The sequence below is a fragment of the Microcoleus sp. B3-D2 genome, assembly GCF_036705345.1.
Classification (GTDB): Bacteria; Cyanobacteriota; Cyanobacteriia; order Cyanobacteriales; family Microcoleaceae; genus Microcoleus.
On sequence record NZ_JAUBUG010000061.1, the window covers coordinates 1 to 26,036 of the forward strand.

At 46.5% G+C, this 26,036-nt stretch carries 23 protein-coding genes and 1 pseudogene; 8 read left to right on the plus strand and 16 right to left on the minus strand.

Going from position 1 to position 26,036, the window contains the following annotated elements:
- Positions 1-43: 43 nt before the first annotated feature.
- Positions 44-1,222 carry a hypothetical protein gene (locus QUB14_RS21150; protein ID WP_333218815.1) on the minus strand — a complete coding sequence of 393 codons (1,179 nt, stop codon included), beginning with the start codon at positions 1,220-1,222 and terminating at the stop codon, positions 44-46.
- A 324-nt stretch (positions 1,223-1,546) separates the two neighbouring features.
- Here QUB14_RS21150 and QUB14_RS21155 point away from each other — a divergent pair, with 324 nt between their 5' ends.
- The gene (locus QUB14_RS21155; RefSeq protein ID WP_190737770.1) at positions 1,547-2,689 is read left to right on the plus strand and encodes an IS4 family transposase; all 1,143 of its coding nucleotides are present in this window, start codon (positions 1,547-1,549) and stop codon (positions 2,687-2,689) included.
- A 135-nt stretch (positions 2,690-2,824) separates the two neighbouring features.
- Positions 2,825-4,459 carry a tetratricopeptide repeat protein gene (locus QUB14_RS21160; protein ID WP_333218817.1) on the plus strand — a complete coding sequence of 545 codons (1,635 nt, stop codon included), beginning with the start codon at positions 2,825-2,827 and terminating at the stop codon, positions 4,457-4,459.
- Between the two features lie 81 nt (positions 4,460-4,540).
- On the opposite strand, the gene QUB14_RS21165 is transcribed toward QUB14_RS21160, so the two are convergent.
- The 4 genes from QUB14_RS21165 to QUB14_RS21180 form a co-directional block, all read right to left on the minus strand.
- On the minus strand, positions 4,541-6,007 hold the full coding sequence (locus tag QUB14_RS21165) for a protein kinase domain-containing protein (protein WP_333218819.1): 1,467 nt from the start codon (positions 6,005-6,007) through the stop codon (positions 4,541-4,543).
- A 127-nt stretch (positions 6,008-6,134) separates the two neighbouring features.
- Positions 6,135-6,803: an HAS-barrel domain-containing protein gene (locus QUB14_RS21170; RefSeq protein ID WP_333100500.1), complete on the minus strand. Its 669-nt coding sequence runs from the start codon at positions 6,801-6,803 to the stop codon at positions 6,135-6,137.
- Between the two features lie 173 nt (positions 6,804-6,976).
- On the minus strand, positions 6,977-7,168 hold the full coding sequence (locus tag QUB14_RS21175; protein WP_015175937.1) for an NAD(P)H dehydrogenase subunit NdhS: 192 nt from the start codon (positions 7,166-7,168) through the stop codon (positions 6,977-6,979).
- A gap of 131 nt (positions 7,169-7,299) precedes the next feature.
- A complete protein-coding gene (locus QUB14_RS21180; RefSeq protein WP_006631390.1) occupies positions 7,300-8,370 on the minus strand; it encodes an Mrp/NBP35 family ATP-binding protein in 1,071 nt (356 codons plus the stop codon).
- 190 nt (positions 8,371-8,560) lie between these two features.
- Here QUB14_RS21180 and hemF point away from each other — a divergent pair, with 190 nt between their 5' ends.
- Together hemF and QUB14_RS21190 are read left to right on the plus strand one after the other, a co-directional pair.
- On the plus strand, positions 8,561-9,604 hold the full coding sequence (gene hemF / locus QUB14_RS21185) for an oxygen-dependent coproporphyrinogen oxidase (protein ID WP_333218821.1): 1,044 nt from the start codon (positions 8,561-8,563) through the stop codon (positions 9,602-9,604).
- Positions 9,605-9,661: 57 nt separating this feature from the next.
- A complete protein-coding gene (locus QUB14_RS21190) occupies positions 9,662-10,024 on the plus strand; it encodes an STAS domain-containing protein (RefSeq protein WP_006631392.1) in 363 nt (120 codons plus the stop codon).
- 243 nt (positions 10,025-10,267) lie between these two features.
- Here the strand turns inward: QUB14_RS21190 and QUB14_RS21195 are convergent, their stop codons facing one another.
- A complete protein-coding gene (locus QUB14_RS21195) occupies positions 10,268-10,888 on the minus strand; it encodes a chromophore lyase CpcT/CpeT (RefSeq protein ID WP_333218823.1) in 621 nt (206 codons plus the stop codon).
- A 343-nt stretch (positions 10,889-11,231) separates the two neighbouring features.
- Between QUB14_RS21195 and psb29 the strand changes: the two genes are divergently transcribed.
- Entirely contained in the window at positions 11,232-11,945 is a 714-nt protein-coding gene (psb29, locus tag QUB14_RS21200) for a photosystem II biogenesis protein Psp29 (protein ID WP_190658646.1), read from the plus strand.
- A gap of 219 nt (positions 11,946-12,164) precedes the next feature.
- Here psb29 and QUB14_RS21205 read toward each other — a convergent pair whose 3' ends face one another.
- The 9 genes and pseudogenes from QUB14_RS21205 to QUB14_RS21245 form a co-directional block, all read right to left on the minus strand.
- Entirely contained in the window at positions 12,165-12,701 is a 537-nt protein-coding gene (locus tag QUB14_RS21205; RefSeq protein ID WP_190658647.1) for a late competence development ComFB family protein, read from the minus strand.
- A 208-nt stretch (positions 12,702-12,909) separates the two neighbouring features.
- Positions 12,910-13,851 (minus strand): M23 family metallopeptidase, encoded by a 942-nt coding sequence (locus QUB14_RS21210; protein ID WP_333218827.1) that lies wholly within the window; start codon positions 13,849-13,851, stop codon positions 12,910-12,912.
- A 562-nt stretch (positions 13,852-14,413) separates the two neighbouring features.
- Positions 14,414-14,641: a hypothetical protein gene (locus tag QUB14_RS21215; RefSeq protein ID WP_333218829.1), complete on the minus strand. Its 228-nt coding sequence runs from the start codon at positions 14,639-14,641 to the stop codon at positions 14,414-14,416.
- Positions 14,642-14,693: 52 nt separating this feature from the next.
- Positions 14,694-16,220, minus strand: a complete 1,527-nt coding sequence (locus QUB14_RS21220) for a phosphomannomutase/phosphoglucomutase (protein WP_333218831.1) — start codon at positions 16,218-16,220, stop codon at positions 14,694-14,696.
- A 333-nt stretch (positions 16,221-16,553) separates the two neighbouring features.
- Positions 16,554-17,459, minus strand: a complete 906-nt coding sequence (locus QUB14_RS21225) for a D-hexose-6-phosphate mutarotase (protein ID WP_333218833.1) — start codon at positions 17,457-17,459, stop codon at positions 16,554-16,556.
- A gap of 28 nt (positions 17,460-17,487) precedes the next feature.
- Positions 17,488-17,781: a hypothetical protein gene (locus QUB14_RS21230; RefSeq protein ID WP_333218835.1), complete on the minus strand. Its 294-nt coding sequence runs from the start codon at positions 17,779-17,781 to the stop codon at positions 17,488-17,490.
- A gap of 64 nt (positions 17,782-17,845) precedes the next feature.
- On the minus strand, positions 17,846-18,583 hold the full coding sequence (locus tag QUB14_RS21235; RefSeq protein WP_333218837.1) for an SDR family oxidoreductase: 738 nt from the start codon (positions 18,581-18,583) through the stop codon (positions 17,846-17,848).
- Positions 18,584-18,642: 59 nt separating this feature from the next.
- The gene (locus QUB14_RS21240) at positions 18,643-19,704 is read right to left on the minus strand and encodes an NADH:flavin oxidoreductase/NADH oxidase (protein ID WP_333218839.1); all 1,062 of its coding nucleotides are present in this window, start codon (positions 19,702-19,704) and stop codon (positions 18,643-18,645) included.
- Between the two features lie 35 nt (positions 19,705-19,739).
- A pseudogene (locus QUB14_RS21245) lies at positions 19,740-19,955 on the minus strand (glutathione S-transferase family protein); the annotation flags it as partial.
- A 565-nt stretch (positions 19,956-20,520) separates the two neighbouring features.
- Between QUB14_RS21245 and QUB14_RS21250 the strand changes: the two are divergent.
- Positions 20,521-22,836 (plus strand): cation:proton antiporter domain-containing protein, encoded by a 2,316-nt coding sequence (locus tag QUB14_RS21250; protein WP_333218841.1) that lies wholly within the window; start codon positions 20,521-20,523, stop codon positions 22,834-22,836.
- A 249-nt stretch (positions 22,837-23,085) separates the two neighbouring features.
- On the opposite strand, the gene QUB14_RS21255 is transcribed toward QUB14_RS21250, so the two are convergent.
- Positions 23,086-23,298, minus strand: coding sequence for an Hfq-related RNA-binding protein (locus QUB14_RS21255; protein ID WP_333218843.1), 213 nt, complete (start codon positions 23,296-23,298; stop codon positions 23,086-23,088).
- 312 nt (positions 23,299-23,610) lie between these two features.
- Here QUB14_RS21255 and dapF point away from each other — a divergent pair, with 312 nt between their 5' ends.
- Positions 23,611-24,495 (plus strand): diaminopimelate epimerase, encoded by an 885-nt coding sequence (gene dapF / locus QUB14_RS21260; RefSeq protein WP_333218845.1) that lies wholly within the window; start codon positions 23,611-23,613, stop codon positions 24,493-24,495.
- A gap of 229 nt (positions 24,496-24,724) precedes the next feature.
- On the plus strand, positions 24,725-25,870 hold the full coding sequence (locus QUB14_RS21265; protein WP_333218848.1) for a hypothetical protein: 1,146 nt from the start codon (positions 24,725-24,727) through the stop codon (positions 25,868-25,870).
- The last annotated feature ends 166 nt before the right edge of the window (positions 25,871-26,036 follow it).

The window sequence follows — 26,036 nt, forward strand, 5'->3', positions numbered from 1 at the left end:
CAATTATGAGTTAGCTCTAGGGGGCTAAATTTAAAACTTCTGATTATAACATATATCTTTTTTGCAAGAGGTCTAATGCTCGATCGGCAGTGATTAACTTGAATTGGGGAGCATCATCGCAACAAAGAGTTTGTACGACTGGGCAATCTGTTTGCTGATGATAGAAAGCAATAGCTGCTGCTTCCCTAATCCGGGTAACTTGTTGCTCACCCAGTTTGGGTAGATACTTATTGAGTAGGTGATTAAACTGTGACTCACTCAACACCGTTTCTTGAGGTAATAGCTTGAGAGCATTCTGCCATTTAGTCGGAATTTTGAAGTCCTGAATTAGTGAGAATGTGAGTGGATTCAACAGGAATTCTAGTTCTCGTCCTGGCTGTAATCCTTTCAGGACAGTCAATCTGTCTTTATTCGCTGTTGTAAAGTAGACTGTATATAAAGGGTTGCAGATGATATTGGTAGTATGGTTTACTCCACCTACACGCGCACCAGTTTGGTCGAAGTGTTGCCAAGGACTACTTGCTAGTCCTGAATCATAAACTTCTTTTTTCTCGGTTTCAAAACCTGAGTGGTTTTTGATTAACAGCTTGGATAAATAACCTGCGGATATAGAAATACCTAAATCGGCTAAAAAATCTAGTAGTTTGCCTTGGGTCATATTGCCACCATAGTACAAACTGATGATTAAGGCTTTGATTCCTGGTCCAAATTCTCCTTCGTAGCCTAATGGTAATTCTGCTACATAAGTTTTCCCCACTGAGGGTGAGTAATATTTCTGTTTGCGAAATAATATGTTGTCGGTTGCCAAGCTGATATCTTGGATGATTACTTGTTCGTATCCTTTAAATTCTGCATCTGCTGGCAGTCGATCTTTGGGATATTCTAGTATTTCTTCTCGATCTATTTTAATCGTCGCGTTCTTACTGCCTTTTTTGTGCTTTTTTGGCGTTTTTCGCTCTTTTTCTGATGAGTGCTGGCTGCTGAATCCTTTGGAGTTGGCTTTGATGTCTGGTTTTCCTTGTTCTCCCTTCAATCGGTTGTTTTCATCTTTCAACCGTTGATTCTCTGACTCCAAGTCTTTGACTTTTAATTGTAATTGCTCTATGAGGTTCAGTAAGATCTCTACTGTCTGACGCATTGATTCGTCTGCAATTCCTTTTGGGTCGATGGTTTGCAGTATATTGCAGGATGACTTGTCTTGTGAAATAATCTTTGGCGTCATGTTTCCTATTTTATGACACTTTGTGTACTCTGCTTACTTTTTTTGCTCTGCTACCCCTACTTATTGAGCCGATACAGCAAATCCAACTCTAATTCTGGTTTCACCGTTAGCTTACTAACCAGCGGCCACTATCGTGGGATTGTTAATAATTATAAAAAAGGAGATTGGGTCGGTACAATTTAAAATTATGGTAGTAAAAATCAGATTAAATCTGGTTACTGACGGGGTGACAACCCCGTCAGAAGACCGGCCAGTGGCGGATTTACCCAAGTTGAGCTAAAAAAAGATGGGGTCGAAAATCTTAAGTGGCCCCATCTGTTAATTATGTTTCCTCAATTTTACCAGAATCATCTAGAAAAACAACTTAAACCTGCAGAATACCAAACTCTTCAGAGTCTAGTATATTTATTGCAGAGCCACAGACAAGTTAGTATTGAATTACTCGCTTCTGTAATGCCTTATCCGATTCAATTTGAGAGCCGGAGGCGTAGTCTGCAAAGATTCCTCAATTCAGACTGTCTCAATATAAAAAGTTTGTGGTTTCCCCTGATTAAAGAAATTTTAAAAGCTAAATTTAAGAAATCGAAACCTTTGAAGCTGGTTATCGATCGCACCCAGTGGCGAGCGCACAATGTATTTATGCTCAGTCTAGTCTGGGAAAAACGAAGTATCCCCTTATACTGGCGACTACTAGATAAGAGAGGATGTAGTAATATATGTGAACAACAAGCTTTAATCACTCCAGTTTTAGAGTTGCTATCAGATTATGAAGTTATCGTGTTGGGCGATCGAGAATTTGGTAGTGTTAAGCTGGCATCCTGGCTCTCATCAATGGATGTGAAGTTTGTTATACGGGTCAAACAAGAGCGCTATATCCTTGAAGAAAACTCTGATTACATCCGCCTGTCCGACCTGGGATTACTACCAGGAACGCGCTTTTATTTATCAAATGTAAAAGTTACCAAGCAAAAAGGATTTGGAACTTTTGATATGGCTGGTTATTGGCGGCGTAAATATCGAGGTAAAGAGGAGGATGAAGGTTGGTATCTTTTGACTAATGTTGGAAATCTCAAGCAATCAATTGATACTTTTAAATCCAGAAGTGGGATTGAGGCGATGTTTAAAGATTGTAAAACAGGTGGTTATAATTTAGAAAGAAGCCATGCTAATAATCAGCGTTTAAGTAGTTTGATATTATTGATAGCGATTGCCTATAGTTGTGCAGTAATTCAAGGTCAAAAAATCAAGACGATGGGAATCCAAAAATATGTGGGTAGGTTAACCGAATACGGGCGCTCCATACGTCGTCATAGTAGTTTTTGGATTGGATTATATGGTCAAGCTTGGGTAGTTGGCATGGAATTTTGTCAGGATATTATTACTGAATTAATGAGAATCAGGCGAAATAAACTACCATTTTTTCAGAGGGGTATGAGGGCTATGTCCTTTATTCTATCAATGTTTTGACGGGGTTGTCACCCCGTCAGATCTGGTTAGTTTATTCACCACTTTTGTATAATGTATAGTTATTGTCGGGGCGGGTTCCCCAGTATGTTTGATTTTAAAGCCTTTCTATTCCCAGTCTCTTAAAAAATAAAATCAATGAACTTCTTTAATAAAATTCCCATCGCGTTAATTGGTACAGTTGCAACTATTGTCATCGCACAACCAACCGCAGCTTTGGCAATATCTGCTGATGAAGTTGGCAAAATCGCTAAATCAATCACAGTCCTGATTGACAGTAAAAATCCTGGTTCAGGAATCATTATCAAACGGAATGGTAACACTTACACGGTAATCACAGCCCGTCACGTTTTCAAAGATGCTCAAGCTAAATATGAGATTGTCACCCCTGATGACAAGCGGTATTTGCTCAATTACAGCAGTGTCAAAAAACTGCCAAATATTGATTTAGCAGTTGTCGAGTTTACCAGCAGTCAAACTTACAGCGTTGCTAAGATTGGCAACTCGGATTTGGCGACAGAAGGGAAAGCAGCTTATGTGGCTGGGTTTCCGAAGACTTCATCGGCGATTAATAGTTCGATTTACAATTTCACGGATGGGCGGATTACGGCTAATGCTTCTCGACCTTTAGAAGATGGTTATGCGTTGGTTTATAGTAATAATACGTTGCCGGGAATGAGCGGGGGGCCGGTGTTGAATGAGAATGGCGAGGTGGTGGGAATTCACGGGAGGGCGGATACGAGGGCGGCGGAATCTAGCAATATTAATCAGAATATTCAAATTGCTAAGACAGGTTTTAATCTGGGGATTCCGATTAATACGAGTTTGAGATTGTTGGCTTCCTCTCAAGTGGATTTAGGGGTGAAGGTTCCGAGTGCACCTGTGGCGACTGGGCTGAGGGCTGATGATTTCTATATTCAGGGTGGGGATAAGTTTGAAAAAGGAGATTATCAGGGTGCTGTAGCAGCTTACAATCAAGCAATTGTGCTTAATCCTAACTATGCTGGAGCCTACTTCACCCGGGGTGTAGCCCGCTATAAATTAGGAGACAAACAGGGAGCCATTGCAGATTACGACCAAGCTTTGCGAATTTTTCCTAACTCTGCCCTTGCCTACAGCAACCGGGGAGTTGCCCGCTCTGATTTAGGAGACAACCAGGGTGCGATCGCCGATTACAACCAAGCCCTGAACATTAACCCTAACTCTGCCCTTGCCTACAGCAACCGGGGAATTACCCGCTCTGATTTAGGAGACAACCAGGGTGCGATCGCCGATTACAACCAAGCTCTGAACATTCACCCTAACTTTGCTGAAGCCTACTACAACCGGGGTTCAGCCCGCTATAAATTAGGAGACAAGCAGGGTGCGTTCGCCGATTTCAACCAAGCTCTGAAAATTAACCCCAACTTAGCTATAGTCTACCACAGCCGGGGAGTAGTCCGCGTTGATTTAAAAGACAATCAGGGGGCGCTCGCCGATGTCAACCAAGCCCTGAAAATTGACCCTAACTTTGCTGCAGCTTACAGCCTCCGGGGTACTGTCCGCTATAAATTAGGAGACAAGCAGGGCGCGATCGCCGATTGCAACCAAGCCCTGAAAATTGACCCTAACAATGCTGGTGCCTACATCACTCGTGGTGGAGCCCGCTATGGCTTAGGAGACAAGCAGGGTGCAATAACAGACCTTCAGAAAGCTGCAGACTTATTGCAGCAACAAGGAAAGATGGCTCTTTCCCAACAGATATTAAACCTAATCAGGGCATTTCAGAAATAAAGGCAGGATAAATATGGTCTAATCTCCGCAACAGATAACAGATATCATTATTGATACTGTCACTATAATCTGACAACTGCCTCAATAAATTTTTTTGGTGTCTTGAACTTCCAGGGATTTAATCATTTTCTCAACAACGGGCAAAAACTGCTCGTACTTCCCCACTTCAGCCACATAAGTAATCAAATAAGCCTTGTCATTTTTCATCGTCCAAACATCCAATTTTTTTAACTCTCGATCCCCTTCTTTGGTTATATAAACAACTCTATACCCGTTGTTGCCTGCTAAACTCGATTCACCCTCTTCAGCTATCTTAGCATTTTTATCTAAATTTATGATTTCTTGTTTAGATAACTTCGTATATTCATCGAGGGTTTTATTGCTCGTAGGTTCAACTGTGACAATCAGCCGTTCTCGAAAGCGATCTGCATCGCTTTCTTTAGGTGAAATAAACTCAACAACCTCTTTAGTAATTGCGTTAGGAGCTTCTTGTTTATCCCAATTCTCTGGATATTTCATCTTGATTCCTTGGGCTGTATTGTCATAACTTGCCAGATTATCTGCAGCATCCAATCCCAGGATTTTTCTAATTTCTGGTGTCAATAATCCTGCTACACCAAATATGACAGCCAAACAAAGGCTAAGGAAACCAATTTTATGATCTCGCGTCCAGTTACTCATTAATGTCAATAAGTTAGGAGATGATACTAAAGTAGAAGCTGGTCTAATTCTCCTGAAATTGTTGAAAGCTTGCAACACCTCTGCGGCTGACTGGTAGCGATCTCGAAAATGATAGCGCACCATTTTGTTTAAAATATTAGCAAAACCGGCGCTAACTGGGACGCGATCGCGCCAAATAATTTCACCGTTAGCATCTTTTGGCAACTCGTGAGGAAGTATGCCAGTCAGCCATTCAATGGCAGTCACTCCCACAGCATAGAGATCGCTGCTAAAGTTAGGCTGTCCGTTATTTTGTTCTGCTGGCATATAGCCACCTGTGCCGATGCAAATAGTCGGCGGAGTTTGCCCTGTGGTGTTAGCTATTTGAGTGCTAATTTGTTTGACAGCCCCAAAGTCAATTAAGAATATTTTGCCGTCAGAATTGCGCCTCATTAAATTAGCAGGTTTAATATCCCGGTGAATGACTTTGTGCTGCTGAACAAATACCAATATTTCTATGATCTCCTGCAAAATAGCCATAACTTCCGACTCCCTAAGCTGCTGGCCAGGAGTAATTTCTTTACTTAAATCTATCCCCTCAATCAACTCTTGAACTAAATAAAATTCTTGATTTTCCTCAAAATGATCCAAAAGTTCGGGAATCTGAGGATGAGTTCCTAGTTGGTGGAGGGTGTCTGTTTCTGTTTTAAATAAACGTCTAGCTATACTTAGAGTTTGCGGATCTGTAAACTGTGGCTTGAGTTGCTTGACGACACACCGAAGATTACCCGATCGCTTTTGATCTTCAGCCAGGTAAGTCTGACCGAAGCCACCGCCTCCCAAGTGTTTTATGATGTGGTAGCGTCCTGCGAGTGTTTGTCCTTGCATGAGAGTTATGTTGGGTAGCAGTAGTGTGGGGGCTGAACTATTGATAGCTTAGTTTAGTTTGGGAAACCTGTCATCTTTAACGGCTAGGCTGAGACTATCTCGATTTTGTAGTTATAACAGTTGTCCCCTACGGATGAATCTGACTCAAAATCACCCTCAACCTGTCATAATCATCCTTCAGCAAAACACTCAAACTCCTCCCGGCTTCCACCAACCAAGATCGATCGCGCATCCGCAACTGATAAATCTCCCGAATCGCCGCCGCCGTCAGCGCATCCACCGGCGCATTAGCCACCCCCAGCAGCGTCCTCAAAAAATCCAACTGCACCGTAAAATCAATCACCTCATCCGGTTCGCAGCGATAAACCGCCTGGTGAATTTGCGGCGGGCGCGGCGGCAAATACTGATAAATTTTACCCCTAGATGGGCCGTGACCGTTGAACCTTTCCGGCGCAGCCTCAAACCCCACAATCGCCACTCGAAACTCGGTTTTGAGCATCGCAAAAATCTGCGGTTGTTCTTCCCGCAACTCTTCCAGCGACAAACCCAAAGCGCGAGCTCTGTGCACCGAGTCGATCGGGCTAGTCGTAGCGTAATAAACCACGCCGTAGATTTGATTTTTCGACTCTTCATCCTCGGCCTTCACCCAACTCCCAAAAGGTGGCATCACGGGAAAACTTAAGTCTTCTGGTTCCAAACATTGAGCCAAAAATTCCGAAGTTGCCGTCTCGATTACCTCAGCAATGCGATCGGGATGGCGCTCTTTTGTAGCAAATTGGGGTAAAGGTAAACGCATATTAGTCAGTTGGCAGTTGGTTGTTGGTTGTTGGCTGTTGGTTATTGGCTGTTGGTTGTTGGCTGTTGGTTGTTATTTATTATTATTTGTAAGTGGGTACTAATAAACAATAACTGACAACTGACAACTGACAACTGACAACTGTCAACTGTCAACTGTCAACTGTCAACTGACTATTTCGCCCGACCAGCCGTAGCATCGACAAGTTCCAATTGCGACAGCCGGAACGTGATCAGCTTGTCCCAATTGCCACCTTCAAACAGTACGGCGACCTTCCCATCGCTAACTCGCTGAACTTGTCCTTGAAAGGCGTAGTAAATCTCACCCTTATCTTTAACTCGAACTGCCGAACCTGGAAAAATCATAATTCTGTGAATGTTAAGTTGGCTCTTTATAGCTTACCTTTTCTCGTTTCTAGTTCCCAAGCAGAGCCTGAGAACTAGGCAAATCTTCGTTTACAGGAAGACGCGAGGCAAAGCCCAGAAACGAGAGTTTGTTAGGCTAAGGCTGCTACGGAAACTTTACCGGCAATGCGGCCCGCGATCGCCCGCAACTCCCTAGCTGAAGCAGAACCCGGTTGCCCCACCACGATCGGCACCCCCGAATCCCCACCTTCCCGCAACGGAATTTCCAGCGGAATGCGGCCTAACAGCGGCACTCCCAACTCAGCAGCAGTCTTTTCGCCGCCACCGGAACCGAAAATATCGTATTGCTTGTCGGGCATATCCGGCGGCACAAAATAGCTCATGTTTTCCACAATTCCCAACACCGACACTCCCAACTGCTGGAACATCTTTAACCCCTTGCGGGAGTCCAACAATGCCACAGTCTGCGGCGTCGTCACGATCACCACACCAGCCATCGGCACCGCTTGCGCCATTGTCAACTGCGCGTCTCCAGTACCCGGAGGCATATCGACAATCAAATAGTCTAAATCGCCCCAATTCACCTGATAGAGGAACTGTCGAATGATCCCGTTCAACATCGGGCCGCGCCAAATGACGGGCTGGTCTTTGTCAATTAAAAATGCCATCGACACTAATTTGACGCCGTAGTTGAAGGCGGGTTCGAGGCTTTCCCCGCTTTTCCCGTCCCTAACCATCACTTTCGCGTCCCCCAGACCCAACATTGTCGGGTCATTGGGCCCATAGATATCCGCATCCAGCAAACCCACCTTAGCGCCGGTTTGCGCCAGCGCTACTGCCACATTTACCGCCACTGTGCTTTTGCCGACGCCGCCTTTACCGCTGGAAATTGCGATAATATTTTTAACGCCTTCAATGCCTTGGCGATCGACCACACCCTTTTGCTGGGGCGTCTCGGCTGTCACCTCCACCGCCACTTTTTCGACTCCTGGCAACTGTTTGACCGCTTTTTGGCAATCTTCGACAATAAATTCTCGCAGCGGGCAAGCAGGCGTTGTCAGCACTAAAGTAAAACTGACGACACCGCCGTCAATTTTTATGTTACGAATCATGTTCAATTCCACCAAACTCTTTTGCAGTTCGGGGTCTTGCACGGGTCGCAGGATTTCTAAGACTGAACTAACATCGAGTGTATTGGGCATTGTGTTCTCCACCATAGCTCTGCAATTGGGTTAGCGAATTTTCGATCGCAGGTTTAAGTATATTTTTATTGCTATTTTTTAATGTAACTTCATAGCGATCATTTGCAGACCTACGGTGGCATAATTACATGACGACTGGATTTGGGATTCATCGCCCATCTAAGACTCAAATCTGACAACAGAAAATTTTATGACAGTTTCTACAACACTTAAAACAGCCACTTCCCCGTTTTTGCCACCCGCTGACTCTAGAGCTAGAGTCAGCCAATTTATGAAAAGCCTACAAGACGAAATTTGTCAATCCCTCGAACAGCTCGATGGCGTTGGCAAATTTAAGGAGGACTCTTGGGAACGCTCAGAAGGCGGCGGCGGACGTTCTCGCGTCATGCGCGAAGGCGATGTTTTTGAACAAGGGGGAGTCAATTTTTCCCAAGTGTGGGGCGAAAGTTTGCCGGCTTTGATTCTGGCAAAGCACCCAGAAGCTGCTGGTCACGATTTCTATGCAACGGGCACTTCGATGGTGCTGCACCCCCGCAATCCATACTTGCCTACGGTTCACCTGAATTACCGCTATTTTGAGGCCGGCCCGATTTGGTGGTTTGGCGGCGGTGTAGATTTGACTCCTTATTACCCGTTGGCTGAGGATGCAGCTCATTTTCACAAAACTCTGAAAGCAGCTTGCGATCGCCACCATCCCGGATATTATCCGACCTTTAAACTCTGGTGCGACGAATATTTCTACCTCCCCCACCGCCAAGAAACCCGCGGCGTGGGCGGCCTGTTTTTTGACTACCAAAGCGCTCAAGGCGCGCTTTACCGCGACCATCATGTCAAAGGCAAGGCCGCTGAGTGCAGCAACAACATCGGGGCGCCGGAACCTAGGACTTGGGAGTCGCTGTTCGCCTTCGTACAGGACTGCGGCGGGGCATTTTTGCCGGCTTACACCCCTATTATTGAAAAGCACCGATCGAAAGAATACGGCGAGCGCGAGCGTAATTTCCAACTTTACCGCCGCGGCCGTTACGTTGAATTTAACTTGGTGTACGATCGAGGCACGACCTTTGGCTTGCAGACCAACGGACGCACCGAATCGATTCTAATGTCCCTGCCACCTTTGGTACGCTGGGAATACTGTTACGAACCAGAACCCAACTCTCCCGAAGCCGAACTCTACTCGAAGTTCTTAAAACCGCAAGATTGGGCGAATTGGATGCCTCAGCAGTCACCGACCTGAGTTAAACTACTGGGACAGTAACCACCGCGATAGATAATAAATTTGAGGGAAGGGTCAGTGATTCATATTGATCAAAAAACCCACACGCTTCAAGACGGTACAACAGTTATCGTCTTAGCACCGACAGGACGGTTGGACATCACTACAGCTTGGCAATTCCGCCTCAAGTTGCAAGAGTGTATTTCCAAACTCAGCCGCCATGTCGTAGTGAATCTTGGTCAGGTTAACTTTATCGATAGTTCTGGCCTGACCTCACTTGTAGCAGGTATGCGGGATGCGGATAAAGTTAAGGGAAGTTTCCGCATTTGCAATGTTCATCCCGAAGCCAAACTGGTGTTTGAAGTCACCATGATGGATTCTGTGTTTGAAATCTTTGAAACGGAAGAAGAAGCTCTAGAGGGGGTGCCACGCGCAAGTTGAGCACTCCTGCTGGCATCGATTGCAGTGTCGCGGGTAATTTAAGCTTGAGGCTCACAAAATGCGCCGGAACCCTGCACAAGAACAGGAAGCAGGTAAACTCTTGCCAGCTTCCTTATGCTTTCTTCCTTTCTTGAGAGGTTGAGAGGTTCAAAACACTAAAGTAGAAGAATAGGTCAAGGTAAAGTCTTGCCTTCTATCCTAGATAGCTAAATCTTTCTTCCTTGTTTATTGTTGCTTCTTGCTTCAAACGAATATCTCAGCAGCAAAATCCTGACGCTTGACAAATCTAAAAGGGCCCATTAAAGCTCCCCAGATAGCCTTGCCTGTCGTGGGGCTTATTCCTTTGTCGTAGCTGAGAAATTCCTCGCCTGCGGCTTCAAATCCCAAGTCTACTTGGTAATTTTGCCCCCCGTAGGCAAAGCCGCAGCGAGTTCCCTCCGGCAAAGATGCCCGAAAGCGATAGCTGTTTGAGCCTAAATTTTGCACTGCAACCGACAGGGTGCAGCCGGGGAGGAGTTGGATTTGCTCCTTCGTTAGCTTTCCAAGCAAGTCGGGGTTGCAACCGGCTCCTTTGACGGCTGTAATGTCGTGGAACATATAATACTGAGCTTCGATAAGTCCCGGCGCTATCTGTGAGTGCCTCAGTTGCACGATGCGGGGGCGGTATGGCTTGTCTAATTCCAGAATGTTGGCTTGTTCGGCAAACAGGGCAATGCTGGGTTCGGAAAATAAACGAACCTGCAGGGGTCTTTGCCACAAACGAAGGTGGACGTACCACGCCGGCTCTGCTAGCGCTTGTTCCCGGTTGTCAAATTCGCCCGCCATGTACTGGGCTAAAGCTATTAATTCAGGAGAAATTGTCATGTTTGTTTGATTTTTCACCATTGGGGGTTGACAAAAAAGAGTTGTTGTGATATGCAAGACCATATCTAGGCTGGGCCAGTCAGAAGATTAGATTTATGAGCGATCCCAGCTAAGCTATGATTGTAAAGATACTGGGGTTTTTCCCTCCTATTGCGACATATTAATTGTTGCTGCCGATCGCGCGTAAAATTTTTTTGATAAAATTTTGTCTCGCAAGGAGGCGGCAACGCTTAAAAAAAACTGGCACTTTTTGTCAGACCGATCGCAGAATTGACTACCCCGACTTTACTCACGCCGCGCTGGCACGCCCGCTACGGCAAAATTATTTATCTATAAGACTCAGGTGAACAATAACCGTACTGTTTCAGATACTAAGCGAAGTTTCTATACGATTCACACTCGACCGATCAATTCAATTTACCGTCGAGTGGTGGAAGAGTTGATGGTAGAAATGCACTTGCTTTCGGCGAATGCCGATTTTCAATACGACCCGATTTATGCTTTGGGTGTAGTGACAGCTTTCGATCGATTCATGCTTGGGTACGCCCCAGAAGCAGACAGAGTTTCGATTTTTAACGCTTTGTGCAAGTCGCTAGAAGACGATCCAGATCGCTACAAGCAAGACGCTCAGCGATTGGAAAGCTTGGCAGATAGACTTTCCGGGCAAGAGTTGCTCTCGTGGCTCGATCGTTCGACCAGCTTTGAAGATACCGCGGATTTGCAAGCTTCTTTAGGGGCGATCGCCAGCAACCCTCAATTTAAGTACAGCCGGTTGTTCGCGATCGGTTTGTTCTCGCTGTTAGAAAAAGCTGACCCTAACTTAGTAAAAGACCAAGAAACGCGAAATAACGCGATCGCCAAAGTCAGTGCGGCCTTGCACCTCCCAGAAGACAAAGTTAGCAAAGATTTAGATTTGTACCGCAGCAATTTGGAAAAAATGGCTCAAGCGCGAATAGTGCTTCAAGATGTCATCCAAGCGGAACGTAAAAAACGCGAAAAGCGAGAAACAAAAGTTACCGCTGGCCCCTCGGCAGACTCTTCTGACAGCAACAATTAATCGTTTGATGGAAGAAGGAAGAAGGAAGAAGGAAGAGGGAAGAAGGAAGAGGGAATTTTTTATTTGATGTAACAAATAAAGAAAACTCTTAAATTTTAATTTTTTTTCTTTAATTCTGGCTTCGGTCTTCCGATGAATCTTGCTGACTCAGAAACTAAAAATCCCGCTTTCTGAATTGAGCGGGATAGACTTAACTGAAATAGAGCTGTTGGGGTGGTACTAAGGCTGCGGCTCAAAATTAGTGGCGTTAGCTTGCAGCCAAGTGCTTAGCTGTGAAAGAACCTCGTTTCCAGAAGACTTGCCCAAAGCTGTGGGGTTTGGGGTGTCAGGCCGATCCAAGTTGCGGGAGATCGCTGCGTTGACTTCTTTGGAAATCAAATCGTGAAGTTGCTCTTTAGCCCTAGCCCTTTGAAAGTGAGCGCCCTCTTCCGTCGTAGCGTACAGAGGTGGCAGCCTATTTAAAGCATAAGCTGCAATATCTCCCACATCTAGACTCAGGTCGCTCGTCGCCTCAATTTCGGCCACCCTAGCGATCGCATCGCTCAGGACCAACTCTTCCATAACGTTGATGAACTGTTTGCGTGGCAGAACCACAACTTCGCCAGTCAACAAAGATCCCATCAGACGATCGAGAGCCATGTACTCTTCGATCGACAATTCCGAAGCCGTATTGCAGATCCGTCCCACCTCAGCTTCCATAGACGGCGTTAAATAACCATCCTGCAAAGCCTGTTCAACAATTTTTTCAATACTCATATATGCGTCCCCGCTCAACGGCATCATTAATAAAGTTTTGTGAAGACGCGATTGTTAGCGTCTTGAGATTTGAGTTGTGAGGGTTGAGTTGAGAAATTTTATACAAATCCTAACTCAATACAGATAACCCATAACAGTTATCTGCACACCCCAGCCACAAACTTACCCCATAATTGACTGATAAATCCGTCAAAACCTGTAAAAATTCCTACTCAACTCCCTGAAGCCGCCAAGGTACAGGATCGACGGACTGCCCGTGCACGTAAAGTCCCCAGTGCAGGTGAGGGCCTGTGGAAGCCCCCGTTGACCCCAGAGCACCGATTACTTGACCGGCTTTCACGACATCGCCTTCCTTGACATCAATCCGGCTGAGGTGCATCAAAATACTTGCTACCCCCTGACCGTGGTCGATACCAACCACGTTCCCGTGGATTTTGAAGCCTTGCGATTCGCGTCCCACTAGAGACACGCGACCTGCTGCCGGTGCCACGACAGGGGAACCGTAAGCACCTGCGTAATCAACGCCGCGGTGGTAGTAGTCTTGAGCAAATACCCCATTATAATAACGTCGCACCCCGTAAATAGTAGTAATTTCGCCGGAGTTGGGGCGCAACAATTGGCCGTCCCAAAATTTTTCGGGTGTCACCAGTGCTTTAAATGCGTCTACGCGATCGAATTCAGCATCTGTACCTTCCTCGTCTTTCCCAGGCGGTAGCCAGATGGATTGAGTGGGAAAATCTCGACCGCGCACTTGCACGCTCAACTTCTGCACTTGTCCATCACCTGTGACTTGGATTTGGCGGGCACCGGGTTTCTCTAACGGCGTCGTCGGCAGCAAGGCCCGAAAGCGCCCGTTGCCGATGGGAAAGGCGGGGTAGTTTTTTTGCTGTAGAGAAACTTTTGGAGTTTCCCCGCCATTACCGTCAGCCTGAATAATTACTGACAGCGTATCTCCCAGTTCGGGATTTGTCGGCGTCACAACTACCTGCAAAGCTTGCACCGGCAGGGCAAAACTCAGAAAGCCAGCAACAATTCCCCCGATCGAACTGGCGGTTAGCTTGTTTGCTTTGAACTGCCGCCACGGCCAAATCAAACCCCTAACTATCTCCGCACTTAGCCCGCAGTTGTCTCGATTCACAGTCATTACCATCACTCGCTGTCCTTAACCTTTCTCTCGCTGATATATTTTTAACTATCTAGACTAACTATACCAATCCGCAATGATTCGAGAGAAACAGCCGTAGGTAAAAAGCTCGGTCACAGATTTGGATATGAGAGACTAACTTTAATAAATACTTAACTTGAGGTGATAACAATAATAAAAATTCCCGTAGTCCGGGGAGGAAAGCCCGTTTGAGCCAGACGCTCACACTACCCTTTCCACCACAAATCAAGGAGAACCCAAGTTTCAACAGAAACACTCTTCATCTCTAAGCGGATAGGATTATATTTTATCTGTCCTAGCTACTGTTGCATAACCTTTAACAATTGGTATTAGTTATAGTTCACGGCGCTACAACAGAATTATTTTTCACTCAAGAGCTGTTAAATCAATTCTTTCTTTGCCGTTTACTTTCCGACAACCTTCCTCAAACTCTCTAGTTATTGTAGCCTGTTTTTGGCATAATAGTATTGATTCCCAATTTTAAAATCTCACCTCTAAAATGGTATGAAATAAAAATTGAGACTTGCTATAATCTTATCACCTAGAATTATAGGGATTCAAAGGTAGCAGTGAAACCATCTAATGTCAAGCATTCTTCCATAAATTCCTCTACATCATTGACATTCTCAAGCTGATATTCCATGATGCGTTGACCGTCGCCTTTCATCTTTTTGGAAGAGGAAGGCGTGGCCGGATATTTGGCCGCGATGGCTTTGAAAGTTTTGGAATGGATCTCCCAGCTTTCAGCAGAACATTTTATGATTAAACGCCACATAATTAAATTACTCCTTGGGTTTGGTTTAGTAATAGTCTGACGACCGTGAAACTTAGCTCAATAGTGCCGACAAATCAAGGGATTCTGTTGTTTGGAAAAAAGTTAAAAGCCGATCGACTATGCGAGCGACACCACCCTTAACATTAGACTCAACATTCAAAGGCATCACCGGATCGTGGAGTGATAAGCGTAACAGAAACCAGCCTGATTCGCTAGCTGACGTGCAGGAAATTCGCAAACCTTCGTAGTTATTGGGAACTATTTTCCAGTCTGCTTGGGTAGAGACAAATTCTTGCAGTTGTTCAATAACGCGCTCGCCGTGAGCCTTGAAATCATCTACACCAAGTTTAATCCGAAATTCTGCACTTTCTTCGGGTTCTTTTAAAGTCGCAATTAAATCGGGCAAAGATTGATTTGCTAGCTTTGATTTAGCCAATTCAATCAATAATTTACTGACTAAATAAGCGCCATCATCCAGAAAGTAATTTTCTTTCAAAGCTCCATGTCCCGATGTTTCAATCGCCAGCCATGATTCCTGTCCGGCTTCATTGAGGCGAATCGACTCGTCAATCACATTTTTGTAGCCGCGTTTAAAGCGATGGTGAATCCCTTTTAAATCTTGTTCGATGAATTGTGTCAAGCCATCGGAGGTGATAGAATCGGTAACAATGGTAGAGCCTGGGTGTTCTTTTAATACGATCGCAGAAATCAAGGCAATTAAGCGATTGCGATTGAGTTCCTTGGCAACTCCATCGACGGCCGCACTGCGATCGACATCCGTATCAAAAATAATCCCAAAATCCGCTTGATGTTCAATTACCGCTTGACAAATTGATTGCATTGCCTGTTTATCTTCGGGATTTGGCACATGATTGGGAAAAGTACCGTCTGGTTCTAAAAACTGACTCCCCGTGGTGTCTGCACCTAAAGGTTTTAAGACTTTATCAACATAAAAACCGCCAGCGCCATTGCCCGCATCCACAACAATTTTTAACCCAGTCAGCGGCTGCTCAAAGTTATCGGGATGATTGACTGATTCCCTAATCTTTGTGACTAATTGGTTAGCATAAACAGAGATAAAATCATGCTTTGTAATCTTACCGGGCGATGAGGCTGGCTCAAAGTAATTGCTTTGGGCTAGTGTTAAGATATCTGTAATATCCTGCTTTTGTAACCCACCTTTGGCAGTAAAAAACTTTAAGCCGTTTCGATTAAATGGCAAATGGCTAGCAGTGAGCATAATCGCGCCGTCGCAATCAAAACCAGGGGTAATGGTGCTCATAAACATGGCGGGGGTTGAGGCCATTTCAAAGTCGTACACGGTTGCACCAACTGAGGCGATTCCCTCCATGACTGCTTGCATTAAGGTTGGCCCTGATAGGCGACTGTCACGCCCGATCGCGATCGTTAATTCTGCCGCTGGTTTATTGACTTTTTGCACCAGCCAACTGACAAAGGATTTACCTAAGATTGTCGCAATTTCGGGCGTTAGGTTGACTTTTTCATTGGGAACGCCTTCGAGGGCGATACCGCGAATGTCTGATCCATTTTGAAGTTTTGTCCAGTTGAAGATTTGCATAATAATTGATGGTAAGTAAAAAGATCGGAGTCGGCGGTTGAAACCGATCGTACAAAGTTTGTTCTATGGCTAGACGGTTCGAGTCAGATTAGCAGAACTTCCGGCGCGGACTAAGAAATAAACAAGGGAGAAATTTTAGATTTGGTATTATTAGTCATTAGGGTGACAGAGTTTTTCAATTCAATCAGCTAATCGGCATTTAATTTGTATTTAAAGAAACAATCCCAGTCTTGTGGGTGGGATTTCAGCAACGCCCAAAATATCCACTTGAAATGTTGAACAGCTTACTGGGAATTGTTTGCCCCATCACCGCTAAGATTAAGCTCTAATTCCTTAGTTGCGTTCAACGCTGTAAATTGCCTGCAAGCCAAACTCACCATGAGGGGGAACTTCCACAATATCTGTAGCTGCATTGGTCGTTTCTACGCAGAGTAAACGTTGATAATCTGCATCATCAAGGTCGGCCATATTTGCAGAAATTGTCACCCAGGGATTCCACACTACGACGGATTTACTACCCGATGATTTAATGCGAATCCGACGATTGAGGGCGCTATCGTCAATGACTAATTCATTGGTGACATCGAGATAAATGCGATCGACTTCACCTGTTATCACCACTGCACCCACTTGAGTTTTTTCGACACCACCATCCGCTTTATCAAGATACTGGCTATTTTCTAAGCCTAAAACCTGCACGCGGTTGATATCGCCGACTTGGAAATAGGTGTGCAAAGCTTGGGTGAGGGGAAATGCTTTGTCGCCTAGATTGCGGGTGATTAATTCTACAGTGAGGCTGGTGCCGATCGTAATCACGATCGCCAGTTCAAAGGCTTGGGGCCAAATTGCTCTAGTTTCATCGGTATCCTTGAGCCCGAGAGTGACTTTGGTTGCGCCGTCTGGAGTTGTGGCGGTTTCTAGCACATTCCAGAGGCGATTCCGCACGAATCCATGACTCGGACGCCCCAAGGCTTCGGGATCCGGGCCAAACCATGGCCAGCAGATGGGTATACCGCCTTTTATGGCTTTCCCTTCGGCATAGTAGGCTTTTTCGCTGACGAACATCAAGTCTGTGGTTTCGGCGGCGGGTTGAAAGGAGAGCACTTGACCGGAATACACAGAAATTAAGGCTTTGGCTTGACCGTTGTCGATGTGAATCATCGGGAAACCACCGTTTCCGGTGGCGAAGGTGAGGTTCCCGGCAATGCCGTAGTCTGTGTTTAATTGGTCAATACTCATGCTGTTGGCTTGGTGAATTGCTTTACAATTATCCGATATTATGGTTGCTAGATTGATTAGATTGTTGGGTTGGACGGGGCAAGGTGCGATCGACACAACCATGCCCTCCGACAAACAGATTGGAAGTGCCAACCGATCGCGAGGGGATGTGCGATCGAACCCACCGACAAACTTTGCTGATTTCTCCGCAAGCAAGCCGATCGCGTTTAGCAGCGAGATCGTTGAGGATGGGATGCCTCAATCGCCAGCTTCGGGCCCAACTATGAATCAGCAGCAACGGCTTACCTGTGCAACCTCGAATGTAGTGCATTTCACCAGCCATTCGGTCTCCAGTTGAGCCGTTGGGTTAAATTCAGTTGAGTCGATCGACTTTCATTCGCCCCACTTCACAACTCCTGACGAGTCGGACGGATGATCATTTCGTTGACATCCACATCACCGGGCTGCTCAATAGCATAGGCAATCGCCCGGGCGATCGCATCCGCATCAATGGCGACTGAATACAACTGATTCACCCCTGATGCCGTATCACCATGAGTGATGGTACTGGTCAACTCAGTCGCAACCGCACCGGGTGAAATGTTGGTAGAACGAATTTCACCGTTTGACTCCAGCCGCAGCCCTTCGGAAATGGCTCGCACTGCATACTTGGTAGCACAGTAAACTGCCCCCGCCGGAAATACTTTATGTCCTGCAACAGACGACAAGTTGATTACGTGCCCAGACTTCTGTTGGCGCATAGTCGGCAGCACCGCAGCGATGCCGTAAAGCACGCCTTTAATGTTGACATCAATCATTTGATCCCACTCATCCACCTTAATCTGGTCAAGGGGAGACAGTGGCATTAAACCCGCATTATTGACCAGCACATCAATGCGCCCATAGGTTTCCAACGTTGCGTCAGCCAATGCTTGCACTTGGGCGCGATCGGCAACATCGGTGACTCGATAGGCAACTGTGCCACCTGTTTTTTCGATTGCAGCCACCAAGTCCTTGAGTCTATCTTCGCGACGGGCAGCAAGCATGAGTTTGGCTCCGCTGGCGGCTAAACGATGAGCGGTGGCTTCACCTAAACCGCTACTTGCTCCAGTAATGATGACAACCTTGTTTTGAATTTCAGACATATTCACTCCTGTTAATTGATTAAATCCGCTCACCTAAAACCGATCGCAAATCCGCTTAATTACCAAGCGCGAGCGTATTGAATTGGAGCAGGCACTGATTGACGTAGTTGCTTCGCAGCCCGCATCGGCCAATAAGGATCGCGCAGCATTTCTCTGGCAAGTAATACCATATCTGCTTGACCTGTACGGATGATGTGGTCGGCCTGCGCGGCTGCAGTAATCATACCAACGGCTCCGGTAGCGATGTTGGCTTCGCGTCGAATGCGATCGGCAAAAATAGTTTGATAACCTGCACCTGTCGGAATCTTTTCACCCGGTACAATTGCGCCTGAGGAACAATCGATTAAATCAACGCCCAGTGACTTTAATTTATCGCTGAGTACAATACTTTGTTCAATGTCCCAACCATTTGGAAGCCAATCGGTTGCAGAGATGCGAACCCAAAGCGGTGTTCGATCGGGCAAAACATTTCGCACCGCTTCTACGACTTCACATAAAAACCGGATGCGATGCTCAAAACTGCCACCATAGTCATCTGTCCGTTGATTGCTCAAGGGAGACAGAAATTCATGCAGTAGGTAGCCGTGAGCCGCATGAATCTCGATTACGTCAAATCCGGCTGCGAGAGCGCGTTGGGCTGCGTTGACAAAGAGTGTCGTCTGCTTCTGAATGTCTTCGATACTCAGAGCGATCGGGGCGGGGCTATCGGGTTCAAATGGAATGGCGCTAGGGGCGAGCGAAGTCCATCCTCCTTGAGATTCCGAAAGCACATCGCCGCCATCCCACGGAAGTGCTGTACTGGCTTTTCGACCTGCATGAGCAAGTTGAATTCCAGCAACCGCACCATTGCGGTGAATTAACTCGACGATTCGCGCCCACATTTCAATGTGAGCATCTTGCCAGATTCCCAAATCTTGCGGCGTAATTCGTCCTTCAGGCTCGACTGCTGCTGCTTCAGTCATCACCAGCCCTGCCCCTCCTACGGCTCGACTGACGAGATGAACCAGATGCCAATCATTCGCGAATCCATCAACGCTTGAATATTGACACATGGGAGAAACTGCAATGCGGTTGCGGAATGTAACACCGCGTTGATCCAATGGCTCAAATAAATGCGACATGGTTGTAAACCCGTGAGTTATAAAGTGCACAGATGTCAAGCACAGACTTTCTTCACACTGGGAAGTTGACTGACCTCATTCCACCAAGTCCGCAGCTTTGAAGTTCGCGCGATCGTTGCTTCGTACTCTGGGGTCTGCGATAGGTAGGTGAAGACCGGAATTAGGTAGAAATCGGCAATGCTCAGTTCGTGACCGAGCAAATACGGGTGTCCTGCAGTTAGGGACTCGATCGCCTCTAGTGCAGTTTTTACAGGTGCGACGGCAGCTTTGTCCCACCTACATCCCGAATGGACAAGTCATTTTGAGGTATCAAGAGCAACGACCAAATTACTTGTCTAAAACCTAAATCTTTATTGTTAGCAAAACCTGGGATTACTAGAAAAAGAGACAAAAGTGCCTGAGTAATTATCCAGTATATCGGGTAAATCCGCAACCAGGGCTTGAATAAATAAAAACGATTTTAACTAATCCTTTTTACAGAGCGCAGATTTGTGAACCTACACCGTGATAAAACCGCTCAATACAAAAAAGTAATCAACACCACTTTATTCGGTCTGAAATGGATTAAAAAAAGTAACTTGATTTAATCTCACCGCGCCCATCTCGTTGAGGTGAAACATTACCCTCAATCAAGGCGCAATGCCTCGCTCTACTTGCAAGAGGTTAAGCTTTTTTTGAGGAGTGAAACTCTTTGGCCTCAGAAAATACCTGGTTCTATAGTTGCAGTTGCCCTGGCTCCCCAACTACAGTCAACCCCCTAAACATAATCAACACATTAGACACTATAATATAACTTTATACTTTTTTCATAAAGTTGTGCAAGAAGACTTCCGACTGATCGTTGACTTAGTTCTAGTTCTCGCTGCTGCCGCAGCAGGAGGACTCTTTGCATCGCTGTTGCGACAGCCGGTAATTCTCGGCTACCTGCTGGGAGGGATCGTAGTTGGGCCGGCCGGTTTGGGGCTGATTAAAGAATTAATTCAGGTAGACACCCTGGCTGAATTTGGGGTTGCCTTTCTGTTATTTGCCTTGGGAGTGGAATTTTCCTTCGCCGAACTCCAGAAAGTTAAAACCATTAGTTTGGGCGGGGGGGGCTTGCAAATTGTGCTGACGATCGCCATTACTACTGCAATTTCCTTGGCTGTAGGCTGGGTAGAATCGCCCGCTCAAGGCGTGTTTTTAGGAGCGATTCTGTCGCTTTCTTCGACCGCAGTTGTACTCAAGTGCTTGATGGAGCGCAATGAAGGCGGTACTTCCCACGGTCAAGTCATGCTGGGAATATTAGTAGTTCAAGATTTGGCTTTGGGGCTAATGCTAGCGGTTTTGCCGGCACTCAACCAGCCCGCAGAAGCGATCGGCATGACGGTAGCGTGGGCCCTAGTGCGGATTGGGTTATTTGCTGTCGGTGCTGTAGTCGCCGGCATTTGGATGGTACCGCAGTTGCTGCGATACCTCGCGAAAACAGAAAGTCGAGAACTGTTTTTGCTGGGAGTTGTGGTTTTGGCTTTAGGGATTGCGCTGCTTACAGAATATTTGGGTTTTTCCATCGAGATGGGCGCATTTGTGGCGGGTTTAATGATTTCGGAGGTGGAATATGCTGACCAAACTCTAACTTATGTCGAGCCTTTGCGAGATATTTTTGCATCCTTATTTTTTGTCACCATCGGGATGTTAATTGACCCGATGTTTCTGTGGAACCATCTAGAAGTAATTCTGGGACTGGTATTTATAGTATTTGTCGGCAAATTCTTGATTATAACGCCGATCGTCCGACTATTTGGCTATCCGCTAAAAACAGCATTGATCGCAGGTTTGGGCTTAGCTCAAATAGGAGAATTCTCCTTTGTACTCGCTAGTGCCGGCCAAGCTATGGGGCTGGTTTCGCGGAACGTTTACCTGTTAATTTTAGGAACGACAGCCGTCACCCTCGTGCTAACTCCGTTTGTATTGAGAAGCGTGCCGCAGTTATTGAAATGGGCGGAAAATTTCGGGCCTTTGCAGCGCTATTTTGACGAAACATCTCAACCTGTGGCAATAGCTGAAACTTTGCCGGAACAAAATTATGTTGTGGTTTGCGGCTACGGGCGAGTCGGCAGAATTTTAGTCAAAATGCTGCAAAGCCGCAACTGTTCAGTTGTGGTGATCGACGAGTCAGAAAGTAGAATTCAAGAGTGCAGAGTCCAAGGAATTCCTTACATTTACGGGAATGCTGCCAGCTTGCACGTATTGGAAGCCGCCCGGGTGGAACGGGCAAAAGCAATGGCGATCGCCCTTCCCGATCCCATGAGCACTCGCTTGTGTCTGAAGCGGGCTTTAGAATTAGTCCCGGATTTGGATATTGTGGTGCGGGCCAACCAAGATAAAGACATCGAACTGCTTTACCAACTGGGGGCCTGGGAAGTCGTGCAGCCGGAGTTTGAGGCGAGTTTAGAACTGTCCGCCCACTTGTTGGCTAGTATTGGGATCTCCGCAATGGCGATCGGGCGCGAAGTGCAGCAAATTCGCAGCAGCCGCTATCTGGAATTGCGGCCACCGCGCGAACCTTTGGCGATTTCGCGGGATTTGAAAGTGGCGGTTCGAGATATGAACAGCGAGTGGTACAGCTTGCCGTCGGGTTCTCCCATTGCCAGCATGACTCTGGAAGAAACTAACTTGCGACAGTTGACAGGCGTCAGCGTCATGGCGATCGTCCGCGAGAATGGCGAGGAAATTGATTATCCTAACGGCAAGACAGCTTTGCACTCGGGCGATCGACTTTTTGTAGTGGGAGAACCGGAAGAACTCATCAGTTTTGAGTTGCTGGCGAAGGGCGAAGTTGCTGTGCCGCAGGGCGACAGTTCTTGCCAGTGGCTGAGGCTGCCAGCAAAGAGCCCTTGGGCGGGCAAAAAACTGTCAGAGGTAGAATTGCTGACCCAGTACGGGGTGCAGGTGCGGGCGATCCGCCGGGAAGGGAAATTTACTCGCTGGCCGGACGGAACTACCAATTTGCAAGAAGGCGATCGTTTGCTGCTGTGCGGTGGCTTCTACGAGCTCGGCTTGATGCAGCGGACGGCCTCGCCGCCGGTGCCGCAACCTGCTTTAAAGCTGCCTTTGGTCAAGGTTCAAGTCAGCGAAAAGCTGTTTAGCGATTAGGGAAGGAAGAGGGAAGAAGGAAGAGGGAAGAAGGAAGAAGGAAGAGGGAAGAAGGAAGAGGGAAGAGGGAAGAGGGAAGAAGGAAGAGGGAAGAAGGAAGAGGGAAGAGGGAAGAGGGAAGAGGGTAGAAGGAAGAGGGAAGAGGGAAGAGGGAAGAGGGAAGAGGGAAGATTTGTTCGACTGTCTCCCTCTCCCAATCTCTCCGTCTCCATTCTCCCACTGTCCCCCTCTCCCACTCTCCCCGTCTCCTCAGCCGTTGGGTTTGAGATAAGCAATTGCTGGCCGCGAGATCAGAATTTGTGTTTCTGAGGCATCGAGGAGGCAAATGCAGCTATGATCCTGCCAAAAAATTCTGCCCTCTAGCAAGTCGCCGGTAACGAGTTTGAGCTGCACCTGTTCTTTGTCTTTGATGTAGCTTTGTATTAAGCGAACGCTGGGCAATCCGGTTTCAAATTCAGACATAGTTCAGAAAAATATAGTCAAATATTACCTTAAACCATATTCTTCTGTTTATACCGTTTAACCCTTACTGCCGCAACTACAAGTGCCTGTACCAGATAAGGGAGAAACCAGTGGGTGGCTAGTTTTCGACCGATATTCATTGAGCCATTGACATCAGCATTAATTAGATCTCCCTGTGGAGTTATAAATATTATATTTGTTTATATTTGACTAGAAAGGACTATAAATTGCATAAAGTTTTATAATACTGGAAAATGGGTAATTTGGTCATCAAATTATCTAATCACTTTTAACCAAAAGAGGTTTGTTTTTATGCCGATCGAGTTTGCGAAGTATCACGGACTGGGAAATGATTTTATTCTGATTGACAACCGCCACTCGTCAGAACCGGCGATCGCGCCAGAACAAGCTGTGGATTTGTGCGATCGACATTTCGGGATTGGCGCAGACGGTGTGATATTTGCTCTTCCGGGTCAAAACGACACGGACTATACGATGCGGATTTTTAACTCCGACGGTTCGGAACCGGAAATGTGCGGCAACGGGATTCGCTGTTTGGCTAAGTTTATCGCCGATTTGGAATCGAAAGAAATTCACCCCCCCCAACCCCCCCTTGCTAAGGGGGGGAGTGAATCTAACACTGAGTACCGGATTCACACAGGTGCGGGCGTTATTATCACCGAATTGCGATCGGACGGTCAGGTGAAGGTGGATATGGGGGTCCCCCGGCTGCTGGCTGCGGAAATTCCGACAACTTTGGCGGCAGCGGATGCCAAAGTTATAGATGTGCCGATCGAAGTTGCTGATAAATCTTGGTCTGTTACCTGCGTCAGCATGGGCAATCCTCACTGCATTACGTTTGTAGAGGATGTTTCGGCTGTTGCTTTAGAAACTGTCGGGCCTCAATTCGAGCACTACCAAGCCTTCCCGCAGCGTACCAATACGGAATTTATTCAAGTGATACGTTCAGACTACGTAAAAATGCGGGTGTGGGAAAGAGGCGCGGGTGTTACTCTAGCTTGTGGGACTGGTGCTTGTGCTGCTGTGGTAGCTGGGGTGTTGGTAGGGAAGTGCGATCGGGCAACTGCAGTTGAGCTCCCTGGCGGCGTTTTGGAAATCGAATGGGCAGAAGTTTCTGGGCGGATTTACATGACCGGGCCGGCACAGCGAGTATTTACTGGTTGTATTAGTGATTAGTAATTAGTCATCAGTCATCAGTCATCAGTCAGAAGGTTTTTTTGGTGGAATTCACAAACAATAAAAATTATTGAACTCAAAATTTTTATTGAATTCTGACCAATGCCTTGGGCCTTCACAAGTTATTGGCTGCGGACTGAAGACTGAAGACTAATAACTAAGCCTGAAATCTAAAATCTAAAATCTAAAATCTAAAATCTAAAATCTAAAATTAAGTAGGTGGGCTTGCATGGCTGGAGGTATTTATCTGATTCAGGATGACGACAGGCTGGTAGAAATGATGGAACAGCCCTACGACTCGGAAGACCAGTTACAAGACTTGCTACTAACTTATCCCAATTTGATCGCGGGAGACCAAATCGATCGGGCGACACCGCGCAGGTGGCTGTTAATTTCGCGGGAAGCAGCAGTAGCCAGCGATGAGGAAACGGCGGTACAGTGGTCGCTGGATCATTTGTTTCTCGACCAAAATGCAGTTCCTACTTTGGTGGATGTCCGGCGAACTCCTAATGCCGAACTGCGGCAAAAAGTTTTGGGTCAGTCGATCGACTATGCTGCTAATGCGTTGTTTTACTGGCCGATCGATTCAATTATTTCTCTGTTTGAAGCTAATTGTCGCGATCGGGGTCGCGATCCCGAACAGATTTTTGAAGAGTTTCTCGGTGCAGATGCTAATGAAGACAGATTTTGGCAAAAGGTTAAAACTAATTTGCAAGCGGGTAAAGTTCGCTTAGTGTTTGTAGCTGACGAGATTTCCGCTGAAATGCGCCGAGTTGTGGAATTTCTCAACGAACAAATGGACCCGGTTGAAGTTTTGGCCCTGGAAATTAAGCAGTATGTAAGTGAAGATGGTTTGAAAACGCTGGTTCCCAGAGTGATCGGTCAGACAGCGGAAGCACAGCAGAAAAAATCCAGCGCAACGCGCGAAAGAAGGCGCTGGGATGAATCTTCATTTTTTGCGGAAATCAAAGCTAGACGGGGCGCGGATGAGGCGCAAATGGCAAGAGCAATTTACCTTTGGGCAAAAAGTCAAGAACCCGAAGTTCAAATCCACTGGGGCACGGGGGACGCTTACGGCGGTTTCGCCGCCCAATTGCCTCAAAGGGGAAGAAAACCTTATCAGTTATTCACTGTAGATATTGCTGGCAGAATGGAGATTTCTGCTGATAATTACGGTTCCCAGCCGCCGTTTAATGCGGAACACAATTGGCTGGAATTGAGAAGTAAACTGAGTTCGATCGGTCTGTCGCTACCTACAGAACCTGGGGAGAGAAGGTCGCCGAGTCTGGCTTTGTTTACTTTGCAAGATGAATCTGCCCTCAAGCAAGTTATACAAACTTTTGACTGGGTGATTGAGCAAATTCAAACGTTATAGTTACACTCAGAGATTAGAGAAACGAAGGACACGACAGTGCCGTTTACCTACGCCCATTAATTGTAGGGAAACGGCACTGCCGATAAGTGTCAACTTAACGTAAAACCGATAGTCCGGCAAGGGTTGAAACCCCTGCCTCAAAGCTAAAGTCCTCTCAAAGAGGACT